Consider the following 13,432-nt stretch of genomic DNA (forward strand, 5'->3'; position numbering starts at 1 on the left):
GGACGGTTATACGCTGTCCGATCAAGATGTCCTCCAACGTGCCCGAGAGTCTCCAGAAGGTCCTTTCCGACGTCAAGCGTCCGGCCATGGCTTTCTCAGGGGGCGTCGATTCCACATACGTCCTCTACGCATGCGGGGAGCTGGGATTGGACGTCATACACTACTTCGTCAAGGGGGCATTCCAGACCGAGAGGGAGATGAGGAGGGCGACGGAACTGGCATCCTCGTTGGGATTCGATCTGAGCGTCATCCATTTCGACGTGATGTCCAGGGACGAGATCCTGGAGAACACGGAGGAGCGTTGCTACCTCTGCAAGAAGATGATCATGAATCTGATATCCGAGGAGGCCAAGGGGGACGGTCGGGAGGTCATCCTCGACGGGACCAACGCATCGGATGATATCGGCGAGAGACCGGGAATGAGGGTCCTGGGGGAACTGGGCATAAGGTCCCCGCTGAAGGAGGCCGGGCTCTCCAAGCAGGACATCAGGGAACTTTCCAAGAAGGCGGGACTCCCTACATGGGACATGCCGTCCGATTCATGTCTGGCCACGCGTATACCGCACGGTACCGCCATCACCCGCGAGCTTCTGATCCGTACCGAGGATGCCGAGGCGGACATCAGGGAGCTGGGCTTCAGGGACTTCAGGGTCCGTACCATAGGGGATGGAGCCTTGTTGGAGACGGAGATGGAACAGAGCGACCTGCTGGACAAGAAGCGCCACAAGGTCGAGAAGACTCTTCTGAAGTACTACGATTCCGTCTCATACGGAATAAGGAGGTCGCAGCTATGAATCCGAAGGAGATCCTGGAGGCCGTCAGGGACGGCAGCATGTCAGTCGATGATGCAGAGCGCATGCTGCGCTCCAGACCGTTCGTCGATCTTGGGTTCGCAAAGGTGGACACACAGAGGAGGTCCAGACAGGGTGCTTCGGAGGTCATCTACGGCGCCAGCAAGACTCCGGAGCAGTGCGTCAAGATCGCCTCCACTCTGCTTGAGAACGGGTCGGAATGCGTAATGGTCACCCGCTGCGGGAAGGAGGTCCACGACCTCGCGGAATCATCCGGATTGGAATCATACTATCATCAGGACGCAAGGATCTGCATCTTGGGAAGGGTTCCCGATGCAGAGAGGGAATCATACGTCTGCGTGGTCTGCGCAGGCACCAGCGACATACCTGTCGCCGAGGAGGCGGCGGTTACCGCCGAGATCCTCGGATGCAAGGTGAAGCGCCTGTACGATGCCGGTGTGGCGGGTATACACCGTCTGCTCTCCGATGCGGATACCATCATGGGGGCCACCGCTGTAGTTGTGGCCGCAGGCATGGAGGGAGCTCTCCCGAGTGTCGTCGGAGGATTGGTTAGCGTACCGGTCATCGCAGTTCCGACATCGGTGGGATACGGGGCATCCTTCGAAGGATTGACAGCATTGCTGGCTATGATGAATTCCTGTGCATCAACGGTCAGCGTCGTGAACATAGACAACGGCTTCGGTGCGGGCTATATCGCATCATTGATCGACAGGAAGGGATGAAGATGAAGGTGCTCTATCTAGAATGCAATGCTGGGGTATCGGGCGACATGCTGCTCGGAGCCCTATCCAATCTTCTCGAGGATCCCAAGGAGTTTGAGAAGATGATCGCATCGGCAGGCATCCCCGACGTGGAGGCGATAGTGGAGAAGGGCGAGAAATCGCACATCTCCGGTACAAGGGCGAAGATCATCGCTGCCGGACAGGAGGAAGGCGACTTCCACGACCATCACATTCAACATAGGACATTGCAGGATGTCCTGGACATCATCAAAGGGCTGAACGTCTCCGATTGGGTGAAGGAGCATGCCACTGCCATCTACAAGGATATGGCCGAGGCAGAATCAAAGGTTCACGGCGAATCCGTCGCCGAGATCCATTTCCACGAAGTAGGCATGTTAGATGCCATAGCGGACATAGTCGGTAGCTGCATGTTGATGGAGAGGTTGGCGCCAGAATATATCGTATCATCCGAACTCCGCACAGGATACGGTAACGTGGAATGCGCTCACGGACTTCTTCCGATCCCGGCACCGGCTACGGCCTTGCTTCTCAGAGGAGTCCCTTCATACGCAGGGGATCTGGAGGGGGAGTTCACAACACCTACCGGCGCAGCCATTATCAGGCATTTCGCAGAGGATTACGGCCAGCGCCCCAAGATGGTAATCGACGAAATTGGAGTGGGCTTAGGCCGTAAGGACTTCAGCATACCAAATATTATAAGAGCCTTCATCGGGGAATCGGATAACAAATTATTCGAAATCTATGAGATAAACTGTAACATCGACGATATGACCCCTGAGGATTTGGGTAGCATGATCGACATGCTTCTGGAGCAGGGGGCTCTCGATGCCACCATCTCTCAGACGATAATGAAGAAGGGAAGGCCGGGACAGAGGCTCACCTGCCTTTGCCGTCAGGATGATAAGGAGAGGTTAGCTAAGCTCATCCTCGAGAACACATCCACCATCGGTCTCAGGATCTGGAAAGCGGAGAGGTTCGAGATGGCATCGCATATGGAGGTCTGCCATACGCAGTATGGCGATATTCGCGTGAAGGTGTCCGAAGGCTACGGTATAAGGAAATGGAAGCCAGAGCACGACGATCTCCTGAAGGCCGCTGAAGCCCATGGAGTGACCGTCAGGGATGTCAGGGCAGGAATACGTTTCGATCCTGACCAGTGATCAGAACACCGAGTTGCGGCTCCTGTATAACAGGTATACCAGAACGGGTCCGCCGATCACGGCGGTTATTGCACCGACTGGGAGCATGATGGGATTCACCAGATCCTTCGATATTATGTCGGCCACCGTCAGCAGGAGTGCTCCAGTAATAGCAGATGCAGGGATCAGGAATCTGAGATTGCCTCCTCCTATCAGTCTGGAGATGTGAGGCGCCAGCAGGCAGATGAATCCGATGGCTCCGACGAAACTGACGATAATGGCAGTGGATAGACAGGCCAGGATCATCAGGATGATCCTCGTTCTGTGAACGTTGACTCCCAAGGAAAGTGCGGTGTCATCTCCCATACGTAATGCATCCATATCCTTAGTCATGTACATGGTCACAATCAGCGTGAGAACCATGGTTATCGCTACGTACGGGATGAATTCTAGGAGAACGCTGTTCAGGTCACCGACAGTCCAGAACATGGCAGCTTTGGTGGCTTCCGCATCACCGAAGTACTGAGAAAGCGTAGTACAGGCGCTGAACACGTATGATATGGCGACTCCGATCAAGACCATCGATGCAGGGGACATGTTCCTTCTCGAAGAGGCGAACAGGATCAGCATCGCGGGAACCAGTGAGAATGCGAACGCATTCAGGATGGTGCCGTATCTTCCGGCGACGGCAGTGAATCCGAACAGGATGGAGAGCGATGCTCCGAACGCAGCGCTTGAAGACACTCCGAGCGTGTATGGTGTTGCAAGGCTGTTCCTCAATATGGTCTGAGTGATCGCTCCGCCTATGGCCAGGGTGGCACCTGCGAAGAGTCCCATGAGCACTCTTGGTAGGTAGGTGTTCATGACGATGTGGCTGGTACGGTAGGGGACATCAAAGGTTCCCGGGAAGAATTGGTTGATGATGACCTCGTAAACCTGGACGGGAGTGATATTCGTGGAGCTGATTGTGACCGACCACGACATGAGTCCAAAGGTCATGATGGTCACGATGGCGACGTATGCGATCCTGCGTTTACTCTGACGTTTGATCTCTTCCCTGGAATCGCTCACTTTCTCTTCCATCTCACTGCCCCCACGTTTACTTTGTCCCTCTGCTCCTTGCGGTAGTCCGAACGGATGTAGCTGAGGAGATCTGGATTGTCGGCATCGATGTCGAAGACCTCAGCGAGCCTGATCGCTGTCTGTTCTTCGGTCTCGTCCGGTACCGGGCGACTGAAGGTTTTGGTCTCGAATTCCGGTTCTAGTCCAAGTTCCTCGCATATGTTGTGGATCATCTCGATATCCGTATGTTTGCTAACAATGTCGTTGAAAATGGCCTGTTGGGCTGCGATAGGGATCCGCAGATCGTTGGATGCGAATACGACCCCGCGTTCTGAGCAGTCTGCCATTCTTTGAAGATGCTTGTGTATATCCTCCATGAATATGGAGAACGAAGCGAATGCGACAGCATAGTTTGAGTCAGGTGAGAATGCCTGCCATGTGCTGCGCACGATGTCGATGTTGGATATTCCGCAGCTCTGAGCCTCTGCTCTGAGAGCTTCTAGCATGGGTTGGGATCCGTCGATGGCTGTTACTCTTTTGCAGGTCTTTGCCAGCGGTAAGGCCAGACGTCCGGTGCCGCATCCGATGTCCAGACAGATGTCGTCTTTTTCTGCGGAGATTAGCGAAAGCTGCCATTCCGTCATCTCGGCGAATATGGAGTTCTTGCGGACCGATTCGACCCTGTCATCCCAGAAACCTTCCTTATCAAGATTCTTCCTGGATGTGGACGAGACCTCGTGGTTCCACACGCTGTTCCAATCTTTCGACATGATATCATATGGGAGGGGCGTTGGCCCCTCCGGTTTCAAAGCTGTTTGTAGATGACTACAGCGTCTTCCGTGACGTCGTATCCGGATACTCCGAGCCACTCCTTGACGTAGCTGTTGTGGAGCTTGTAGGGGTTCAGGTCGCTGAAGATATCGGGGTTGATGATCTTGGCGATGTACGCTGCCAGGAGAACTCCTCCGCTGCAACCGTTCCTCAAGTCTCCCGAGTCGATGTGCAGATAATCGGGGCCGTCCAGTTCGGCTTTGACCATTTCCTTGTTGTTGGCGTAGGTCCATGCAACCTCGAAGTCAGAGTAGTCGTTGGTACAGTATCCGTGAGAGACTCCGGACATCGCGGTTCCGGCATAGGTGTATTCGACGGTGTGGCAGAAGATGTAATCCACATATACTGCGGGATCGTCGTTGAATACAGCGTCGTATTGTACGGCCAGACTGTATTTTCCCTTTTCTGAGTAGCCGCTCTCGCTGATATCCTGAAGGACGTTGTGTCCTCCGGCGACTATGACCGCCTGTCCCTGAGGATCGTTCTTGTTGTACAGGGTCATGTTGGTACGGGCATCGTCCGAGAGGTAGCTGTTCTGATAGTTGGTCATGATGACGTGGGGCTTGTCCTCCTCAGCAATGTTCTTGGTCTTGTCCATGAGATAGTTGAGCTGACCGAGAATCCAGTCGACGTAGGCCTCTGCGCGGTCAACTTTGTTGAGAATGTATCCCGCCTTGAGGATTCCGTGAACGTACGAGGAGTTCTCTGCTGCGATGAGGTCAGGGGTGTACAGTCCGAGGTACACAACATCGCAGTCCACGAGCTTTGTCTGCTTGGTGTAGATGAGGTCAGGATCGTAGCTGAAGCTGAAGAGAATGTCCAGCTCGTAGCTGTTGATCAAGTCGTAGTCAGGGGTGTTCATCGAATGCATATTCAAAACTGCGTCCCTCTGGGCCTCGTTCTGGAAGTAGAAGTCCTTCAGCTGGTAGGGAGCGTAATCCACCGCCACAACCTTATCAATGACTCCGAGGATCATACACAGTTCAGTGTTACAGAAATATTCAGCACCGATACGGCTGATGTCGGTTGATACAGTCATGTCCTTTCCGTTTCCGTCGAGGAAGCGTATCTCCGTTGCCTTTCCAGATGCGATCTTCTTGATGCATTCTACATCCTTACTGTCGATCTTCGAATCGTTGTTCACATCCGCAAACTCGGTTGTGATCTTAGGGACAGTTGTTCCCTTTTCTTTTGCATCGATGTAATCCTGAAGGAGCTTGGCGTCCTTCTCGTCCACATCGTTGTCTCCGTCGACGTTTCCGAATACTTCCAATCCGTATCCTCCAACGTCTTTCTTGCCGAAGGCACCGCTCATTATGAGGTAAGCGGCGACTCCACCGATGACCACGATCGCGGCCACGATGATTACGATGAGCTTAGAGTTCATAGGGAGGGAAAGTATGTCCAATTATTTATAGTAACACTAAAACTAAAATAGTAACACTACTATATGGCCAGTATGGGCCTATCAGTCAAGGATATGCACTTCGGGTACGCCGAATATGACACCCTAAAGGGCATAGAGTTGGATGTATCTGACGGCGAGGTATTGGGTATCGTTGGACCGAACGGATCCGGCAAAACCACGTTAATCCGTTGCATTTCTCGCATCTTGGAGCCATCACTAGGAACTATGCTCTTGGACGGCCAGGACCTTATGTCCATGTCCCGCAAGGAGATTGCCAAGAACATCTCCTTCGTCCCGCAGAACATCGTGTCTGATCAGGTCCCCCCTTCTGTTTTCGAAGTGGTGCTGATGGGCAGACTGCCTTACATCACATGGGATTATTCCGATGAGGACAAGGAGATCGCCTGGAAGGCTATGGAGGAGATGAATGTCATGGAGTTCGCTTCTAGGCCCTTCAACAGACTGAGCAGCGGCCAGTCGCAGAGGGTGCTGATCGCACGTGCAATCGCACAGGGAGCGAAGCTTATCATGCTCGATGAGCCCACCAGCAATCTGGATGTCCGCTATCAGTTGGATGTACTCGAGACGATCAACACAACCGTGAAGGAGAAGAACCTCTGCGGATGCATGATCCTACACGATCTGAATCTGGCCATGAGGTTCTGTGACCGCATCCTGATGTTGAATGATGGAAAGGTAGAGGCCTTGGGCCGTACAGAGGATGTATTGACTCCTGAGAATGTGGAGAAGGTCTTCGGCATCTCAATAGATGTGAACCGGGAATACGGAAGACCAAGAATAATTGTGCTGGACTGAATCAGTACTTGAACTTCCCGTCGACGAACTCTACCTCGGACCTCTCGCCGTCCGGCCAGGTATGGTATCCGACTCCCTGTGCCTTTCCGCACTTGAAGTATGCCTCGTCCTTCGATCCGTCAGGGTAGGTGATTATGCCCTTTCCGTGGTACATGTTCTCCCTGAATTCGCCCTCGTACTTCTCTCCGGTCGCCTTCAGGTAGATGCCGTAGCCCTCGAACATGTTGCTGACGAACTCGCCGGTGTAGCGGTCCCCGTCAGCGCAGATGTAGACGCCCTTGCCATGGAACATCCCGTCCCTGAACTGGCCTTCGTACCTGGCGCCGGATGCGAACTTGTAGATCCCGTGTCCGTTGAAGTTACCGTACTCGATCTCTCCGTCGTAGACGTCGCCGTTGGGCATCTTAATCTCTTGAAGCTTTGGCATTCTCTCACCTATGGACATGGTATCCTGTCTCCCTCTAATAAACAGTATTGCTGTTCAGCGGCATCGTGAACCGATGAACGATGCGGTCGATCAGAAGAAGTCATCCAAGCTCTTCGTTTTCGGCTTGGGTTTCTCCGGAGGAGCGGGTTCCGATTTCTTCTTAGGCGTGTCCGTGCTGGAAGCGAATTTGCCGCTGAAGAGCGTCGCCTGCTGATTGCCCATGAGGAGGTCCTTCTCCTCCCATCCGAACACCTCTGTGATGCGGGAGGCAGTCTGAGAAAGGCGCTCGGCATAGTACTTGTAATCCGGTTTGCCGGTGAACTCCACACCGCTGATGTACGGCTCCACCGTCTGAGGTGCGGATTTGGAATCGGTGACGATCCACGATACCTTCATCCCTGGGATGAAGTCGTATCCCATTTCGATCATCTTCTTGGCGGCCTGGACGTTCGCCATCCTGTCCGGATTCTCATACGCATTGAGGTCCTTGCAGGTCTTTGAGATGACGAGCTCGTCTATGTCCACCTTCCCGCTCTTGACGGATTGGATCGTGTTCTTCACCATCGTCAGGGCCTCGTCGTTCCTCTCCTCGAGAATCATCTCGAAGAGATCGGTCAGCATCCTGCTCTGAAGGTCGAAGGAATCCGATCTCCTGATCTCATAACCCCTGACGAGGAGCTCGTCCTCGGCCTTGGGCCAGACTACCTTTCCGACATACCTCTTCTTCATTCCGTGCGTGAACATGGGCTCGAGGATCTTCTCGAACTCTAACACCCCGCCTTCAACAGAAAATCTCTCTGCCATCTTTTTCCCGAACTCCACTGATCCTTCCAGATTGTTCTCCGGGGACTGCATGAATATGGAATCCGTATCGGAGTAGATCACGTGGGTTCCCTCGGATTCCACCTGGTTGATGATCCCTTTGGTATTCGCTCTGGCGAATGCCGTGATGGCGGCTCCGATGCTCTTGTCGGTGAACCTGTAGAATGTGGATGCGAACACACCGTAGAACGTGTTCATCAGCACCTTGACCGCAGCCTGAAGTCCGTCCAGATAGTTGTGTTCGTGAGGGTCCTCGGTCAGCTTCATCAGTTTCTTGATGCGGTCCCTCTCGTCCATCAGGTCCGATAGGATCCTCGGCAGGAGTCCTTCCCTGCGTTCCTTGGACATGAACCTCGCGCCGGAGGGACTGACGATTTCCCCGTCCTCGCAGAGCGTCGTGAAGCAGATGTTCTTCGCTATGATCAGCGACGGGTACATGGACTTGAAGTCCTCTACGCAGACCCAATGGTAGAGCCCAGGGGTCATGCTGTGGACATACCCGCCCTCGATTTGGTCGGCCCCTGCGATTCTTGCGCCCATGAGGGGCACTGCGACCTTGCTCCTGTCCGCCGCACGGATGAGGAGCGAATCGGCCAGCTGCGACGATCCGGATGTCATGACATCCTCTATCGTCAGCTTGGACACGGCGGCTAGATCCATGTCCTTGCGGACGGTTCCCACCTCAAGAAGAATGCGCAGTGCCAGCTCCGCATCCTTGAAGCAGTATTCTATGACCTTCTCTCTGTTGTTGATCCATTCGGAATCCATGTTCTTCGGATCAACGTCGAGCTTGCCCTCGCCGAGCAGCATCATTGAGACGGCGTTGAGCGTCTCCTGTTTAGGGCGCAACTGCTTCTTCACAGCCCACCATGCATCACAGACGAGACGTCCCTTCACTCTCCAGAACCTGTCGCTGATGAGGCGCGGCTGGCTTCCGTCGCGTCCCCACGGGAGGGCATCCTTCATCTTCAGGGCCTTGGCCCTCTCCATGATTTTCCTGATGTCATAGTTGTCGATGTTGTAACCGGTTATGACGTCAGGGTCCTCCCTGTCGATTAGTTCCGCGAATCCTTCTATGATCGCGTTCTCTTTTCCGGTCAGGGGTTCGCAGTTGCGCATCTCATCCCCGTCCTTGACGACGGAGCAGATGGTGTAGATGAACTCGTGCTCTATCGAGTTCTCGATATCGAACGAGAGTATCTTCAGACCGGGGTCGAAGGAGTCTATGTTCTCGAAGGATTCCATCCTGGCCACGATCTGTGTGTGGTAGGGTTTGTCAATCCTCTCTCCCGTGACCCTGATGCAGGATCCCATGTCCTTGTCGTAGAAGAACCTGTGATGGAAGGAGATGTCCGCGGAGAGAACCTTGTAGCCTTTCCTCTGGAAGCGGTTCTTGAACTCGGAGACCTTCCATGGACTCTTGATAGTGACTTTCAGCACGTCGTGCATCTCGGACTTATACAGCAGTTCGTCGTGCTCAGCCGTGATGACCTCCGGGTCGTCCTTCATCTGCTGCTCCAGATCCGGTCTAGGGTCCACTGCGAACAGATAAGGTTTGTAGCCGTACGCCAGGATGGTTATGGATTCCCTGTCGCGGGTCTTCCCGAACAGCTCTACCACAGGTTCCTCCCCGTCCTGCGAAGAGGAGGCGCTGATCAGCCTGACGTCCCAAGTCTCCATCATATCACTTGTTTGCGACTATCCTGATGACGTCTCCGTCCTCGAGGATGTAGTCCGCACCTACGGTGCGCTTGGTCTTCGCGTTGACCGCACGGATGAACTTGTCGCCCAGATCTGAATGGACCTTGTATGCGAGGTCCTTGGCAGTTGATCCGCGGGGCAGCAGGAACGCATCCGGAAGGACGCGTCCGAAATGGTCGGTGAACTTGTTCTCGTCTTCGACGGGGTATACGGTGATGAGATCCAGCATCTTGAACGCCGCATCCTCTATGCATTTCTGGACTCCGGTTCCGCCATACTTCTCCATGTTGGCCTTCATGTAGTCCAGAGCCTTCTTCTGGCCCTCGCTGAGAGTTACTCCCTCCTTGACGGTGAATGTAGAGTCCCCGGGGGTGTAGTCGATGAGTCCCGCGGCCGCCGCCTTCTTCAAGGCGAGCTCGGTCTCGGCCATGGTCACGACGCAGATGTCGTTGATGGCCTCGACCTTCTCGATGTTGCCCTCAGGAGCTATGTCCGCCTTGTTCATGGCGGCGATCATGGGCTTGGATTGCGCCCTGATGTTGATGCATAGGTTCAGCAGGTCGTCGTCTGTCCAATTCACGATATCGGGGGGCATCTCCACCGACATCAGTGCCTTCTTGACCTGAGCCTCGGTAACGTTGAGTCCTGCGAGCCTGTCCTGTATGATCTGCTCGGGCTTCTGACCGGTCATCCTGGATGCTCTGGCCATCTTGTTGAACCCGTTCTTGAGGATCTCCCTCATCCAGTACTCGATCTCCTTCCTGAGGAACGTGATGTCCTCCGTGGGATCGTGGGATCCGACATCTCCGGGAACTCCTTCAATATCGGTGGATCCGCTGACGTCTATGACGTTGATCAGGGCATCCGCCTGCCTGAGGTCGTCCAGGAACTGGTTTCCAAGTCCCTTGCCCTGCCACGCGTCTGGAACCAGTCCCGCGACGTCTAGAAGCTCGACAGGGACCATCCTGGTTCCGTTCACGCAGAGCGAGTTGTGAGGCGTGCATGTGACCCCGAGGGTTTTGCACGGACAGGGGGTGCGCACGTATGCCACTCCCTTGTTGGGTTCGATGGTTGTGAAGGGATAGTTGGCGATCTCCACGGGTGCCATGGTGGCCGCTCCGAAGAACGTTGATTTTCCAACGTTCGGTTTCCCTACTATGCCTATCTGCATTGCTATCGTCCAGGGTATGCCTTACCGCTTTATTGTCCTTTGGTATCGAAAAGGCTTATTTTGCTGCCAGCAATATCGATTCAGATACCATGCCAGGTTCTGATGTCAGATGGAAAGCGGCTACCGCTGTAGCGGTATGCCTGCTGTTGATAGTTAGCGGATTGTATATCTCCGAACTCTCGTCGAAAGGCGGGAACTCAGGATATGTCGAGACCGACATGTCCTACTGGGTGGACGGCTCAGACTCTAAGGAGGAGTTCGTCACATACCTCAAGGCGATCACCGATGAGAAGAACAACGATTACATCCTTCCTGAGGACCGTATAGCGGTCTTCGATCTGGACGGAACATTGTTCTGTGAGCGCGATCCATGGTATTTCGACCTATGTTTGTTCATCTACCGTGTCCTGGAGGATCCCGATTACAAGGACAAGGCATCCCAGTTCGAGATTGATGAGGCACTGATCCAGAAGGCTGCGCCTTCCCCGGGAATCCTGGATGACAATCTGGAGGCGGCCAGGGCACTTGCCTTCGCTGGAATGACAATCGAAGAGATGAATGACTACATACAGGCGTTCAAGAAGACATCGATGCCCAGCTACACCGGTATGCTCCGCGGAGAAGGATTCTACAAGCCCATGCTCCAGATGGTGGATGCGTTGGAGGCCAACGGTTTCACCATCTACGTCATCAGCGGTACAGACAGGCTGACCGTACGCGGTCTGCTGCAGGATTCCGCTTTGGACCTTCCGGCCGACAGGATAATCGGATCCGACAAGCTTCTGGTCTCAGAGAATCAGGGGAACACAGATGGTTCCAAATACGTCTACAAGGACGGAGAGGAGATCATCTACGGCGGGGAGCATCTGGTCAAGGATCTGAACATGAACAAGGTCCTCTCGATAATCAACGAGATCGGCAAGCAGCCTGTCCTCGCATTCGGAAACTCCTCATCAGATTCCAGCATGGCGACCTACACCACCTACGGCAACGAGCACAGGAGCATGGCCTACTTCCTCTGCTGCGATGACCTGGAGAGGGAGAATGGTAACATGGAGGCCGCACAGAAGATGTACGACCTGTGCGACCAGAACGACTGGACCCCTATCTCCATGAAGAACGACTGGACCACCATCTACGGTGACGGTGTCAAGAAGAAGTGAATCAATGCTTCAGCCTGTAGACAGCATCGGCGATCTCGCCGATCTGCTCAGGCTTTAGTCTCTCGACTCTGTCGTCGATATAGGGGACGTCATCCCCTGATTCCATCATGTGAGCGGATTTCAGCGATGTCCCGATCTTCTTCCTGCGGTGGTTGAATGTGACCTCCACCACCTTGAAGAACGTCTTTTCGTCCAGCACCTTGAAGGGTGGTTCCCTCGGAGTGATCCTGACCAGTGCGGAGTCCACCTTGGGCCTGGGATTGAATCTGGATGCGGGAACGGTCTCCATTATCTCGCATTCGGACCTGTAGTAGAGGTTGACTGTGAGCCTAGAGTAATCGGGGCTTCCGACCATGGCTACCATGCGGTCAGCGAACTCCTTCTGGACCATCACGACCGCAGTCCTGAAGTCATACTCCAGGAGCTTGAAGATTATGGGCGTGGAAACGCTGTAGGGGAGGTTGCTGACGAAGACGTCGAAGTCCGGGAAGGGCTCCTTCACGGCATCAGCGTGGATGAGGTTGAGGGAATCCCCGTAGGTCTGAGAGATGTAATCCGCCAGGATGTCGTCGATCTCGATGCAGGTGACGTCGTCCGAGACCCCGATCAGCCTTTTGGTCAGTATTCCGAGTCCGGGACCGACCTCCAGGACCTTGTCCTCCTTGGCGATGTTGGCGTACCCGATGTGCCTGTCGGCCACACGGTCGTCTATCAGGAAATTCTGTCCCTTGCTCTTCTTGGGGACTATGCCGGTATCGGCTATGAGTCTGCCTGTATCGTTCATCTGGACACGAACAGGTAGCGCTTCCTCTCGGGATCCTCGATCTCAAGGAGGATGCGTGCGACTATGAGCTTCTCGGGCGTCTTGATGCCGGCTCTCGTGGCCAGGTCCTCGAAGTCCTTGAAGTTGCCCTTCTTCCTCTCGTCGAGGATGGCCGTCATGGACTTCTTTCCCAGGCCGGGGAGCTCCTCCAGCAGGTGCTTACGCATGCTGATGGCCTCTGCCTCGTTGAAGAACTTGATGTACTTGTCCTGATGGGACATGACGATGTCGGTGATCGCGAACTCGAGTTCCGATACCGCATTGCTGGTAAGCTCGTTGAACGTGATACGGCGCTTGACATGGTCAATCATGTCGCGCTTCTGCGTCTCCGAGTCCTTGCCGATGAAAGTCCTTGCACCGATAGCTACGACTGCATTGGGCTTCGTGACAAGCTCGAACAGCTTGAACTCCTCCTCGCCCACGGCGTAGCACAGAGGCTCCTTCTTGGAGAAGCCAGCAGACGGTGCTCCTTGGGGCAGGAAATCAAGAATATAAGCGAACTCTTCCATGGGAA

General features: G+C 54.3%; 13 protein-coding genes. 5 read left to right on the forward strand and 8 right to left on the reverse strand.

The window, feature by feature from the left end:
* The first annotated feature begins 26 nt into the window (after nucleotides 1-26).
* The 3 genes from larE to larC are packed head-to-tail and all read left to right on the forward strand — an operon-like array spanning nucleotide 27 to nucleotide 2,715.
* The gene (larE, locus tag PED39_03975) at nucleotides 27-794 is read left to right on the forward strand and encodes an ATP-dependent sacrificial sulfur transferase LarE (protein ID WII08370.1); all 768 of its coding nucleotides are present in this window, start codon (nucleotides 27-29) and stop codon (nucleotides 792-794) included.
* On the forward strand, nucleotides 791-1,534 hold the full coding sequence (larB, locus tag PED39_03980; protein WII08371.1) for a nickel pincer cofactor biosynthesis protein LarB: 744 nt from the start codon (nucleotides 791-793) through the stop codon (nucleotides 1,532-1,534). Before larE ends, larB begins: the two co-directional genes overlap by 4 nt.
* The gene (gene larC, locus PED39_03985) at nucleotides 1,531-2,715 is read left to right on the forward strand and encodes a nickel pincer cofactor biosynthesis protein LarC (protein WII08372.1); all 1,185 of its coding nucleotides are present in this window, start codon (nucleotides 1,531-1,533) and stop codon (nucleotides 2,713-2,715) included. Before larB ends, larC begins: the two co-directional genes overlap by 4 nt.
* Here larC and PED39_03990 read toward each other — a convergent pair whose 3' ends face one another.
* The 3 genes from PED39_03990 to PED39_04000 are packed head-to-tail and all read right to left on the reverse strand — an operon-like array spanning nucleotide 2,716 to nucleotide 5,974.
* Nucleotides 2,716-3,777: an iron ABC transporter permease gene (locus PED39_03990; GenBank protein WII08373.1), complete on the reverse strand. Its 1,062-nt coding sequence runs from the start codon at nucleotides 3,775-3,777 to the stop codon at nucleotides 2,716-2,718.
* The gene (locus PED39_03995) at nucleotides 3,762-4,526 is read right to left on the reverse strand and encodes a class I SAM-dependent methyltransferase (GenBank protein ID WII08374.1); all 765 of its coding nucleotides are present in this window, start codon (nucleotides 4,524-4,526) and stop codon (nucleotides 3,762-3,764) included. Before PED39_03995 ends, PED39_03990 begins: the two co-directional genes overlap by 16 nt.
* A 35-nt stretch (nucleotides 4,527-4,561) precedes the next feature.
* Nucleotides 4,562-5,974, reverse strand: a complete 1,413-nt coding sequence (locus PED39_04000) for a dockerin type I domain-containing protein (protein WII08375.1) — start codon at nucleotides 5,972-5,974, stop codon at nucleotides 4,562-4,564.
* A 93-nt stretch (nucleotides 5,975-6,067) separates the two neighbouring features.
* On the opposite strand from PED39_04000, the gene PED39_04005 reads away from it, so the two are divergent.
* Nucleotides 6,068-6,811, forward strand: coding sequence for an ABC transporter ATP-binding protein (locus tag PED39_04005; protein ID WII08385.1), 744 nt, complete (start codon nucleotides 6,068-6,070; stop codon nucleotides 6,809-6,811).
* 1 nt (nucleotide 6,812) lies between these two features.
* Here the strand turns inward: PED39_04005 and PED39_04010 are convergent, their stop codons facing one another.
* The 3 genes from PED39_04010 to PED39_04020 all read right to left on the reverse strand — a co-directional run bounded on the left by PED39_04010 (nucleotide 6,813) and on the right by PED39_04020 (nucleotide 10,932).
* Nucleotides 6,813-7,238: a hypothetical protein gene (locus PED39_04010; protein ID WII08376.1), complete on the reverse strand. Its 426-nt coding sequence runs from the start codon at nucleotides 7,236-7,238 to the stop codon at nucleotides 6,813-6,815.
* Between the two features lie 90 nt (nucleotides 7,239-7,328).
* A complete protein-coding gene (locus PED39_04015; protein ID WII08377.1) occupies nucleotides 7,329-9,743 on the reverse strand; it encodes a DNA polymerase II in 2,415 nt (804 codons plus the stop codon).
* Between the two features lies 1 nt (nucleotide 9,744).
* Nucleotides 9,745-10,932, reverse strand: coding sequence for a redox-regulated ATPase YchF (locus PED39_04020; GenBank protein ID WII08378.1), 1,188 nt, complete (start codon nucleotides 10,930-10,932; stop codon nucleotides 9,745-9,747).
* An 89-nt stretch (nucleotides 10,933-11,021) separates the two neighbouring features.
* Here PED39_04020 and PED39_04025 point away from each other — a divergent pair, with 89 nt between their 5' ends.
* Nucleotides 11,022-12,095 carry an HAD family hydrolase gene (locus PED39_04025; GenBank protein ID WII06760.1) on the forward strand — a complete coding sequence of 358 codons (1,074 nt, stop codon included), beginning with the start codon at nucleotides 11,022-11,024 and terminating at the stop codon, nucleotides 12,093-12,095.
* A 1-nt stretch (nucleotide 12,096) separates the two neighbouring features.
* On the opposite strand, the gene rsmA is transcribed toward PED39_04025, so the two are convergent.
* A complete protein-coding gene (gene rsmA / locus PED39_04030; GenBank protein WII06761.1) occupies nucleotides 12,097-12,879 on the reverse strand; it encodes a 16S rRNA (adenine(1518)-N(6)/adenine(1519)-N(6))-dimethyltransferase RsmA in 783 nt (260 codons plus the stop codon).
* Complete coding sequence (locus PED39_04035) at nucleotides 12,876-13,427, reverse strand: DUF655 domain-containing protein (GenBank protein ID WII06762.1); 552 nt, start codon at nucleotides 13,425-13,427, stop codon at nucleotides 12,876-12,878. Before PED39_04035 ends, rsmA begins: the two co-directional genes overlap by 4 nt.
* Nucleotides 13,428-13,432 lie beyond the last annotated feature (5 nt).

Source organism: Methanomassiliicoccales archaeon LGM-RCC1, from assembly GCA_030168575.1.
Classification (GTDB): Archaea; Thermoplasmatota; Thermoplasmata; order Methanomassiliicoccales; family Methanomethylophilaceae; genus Methanoprimaticola.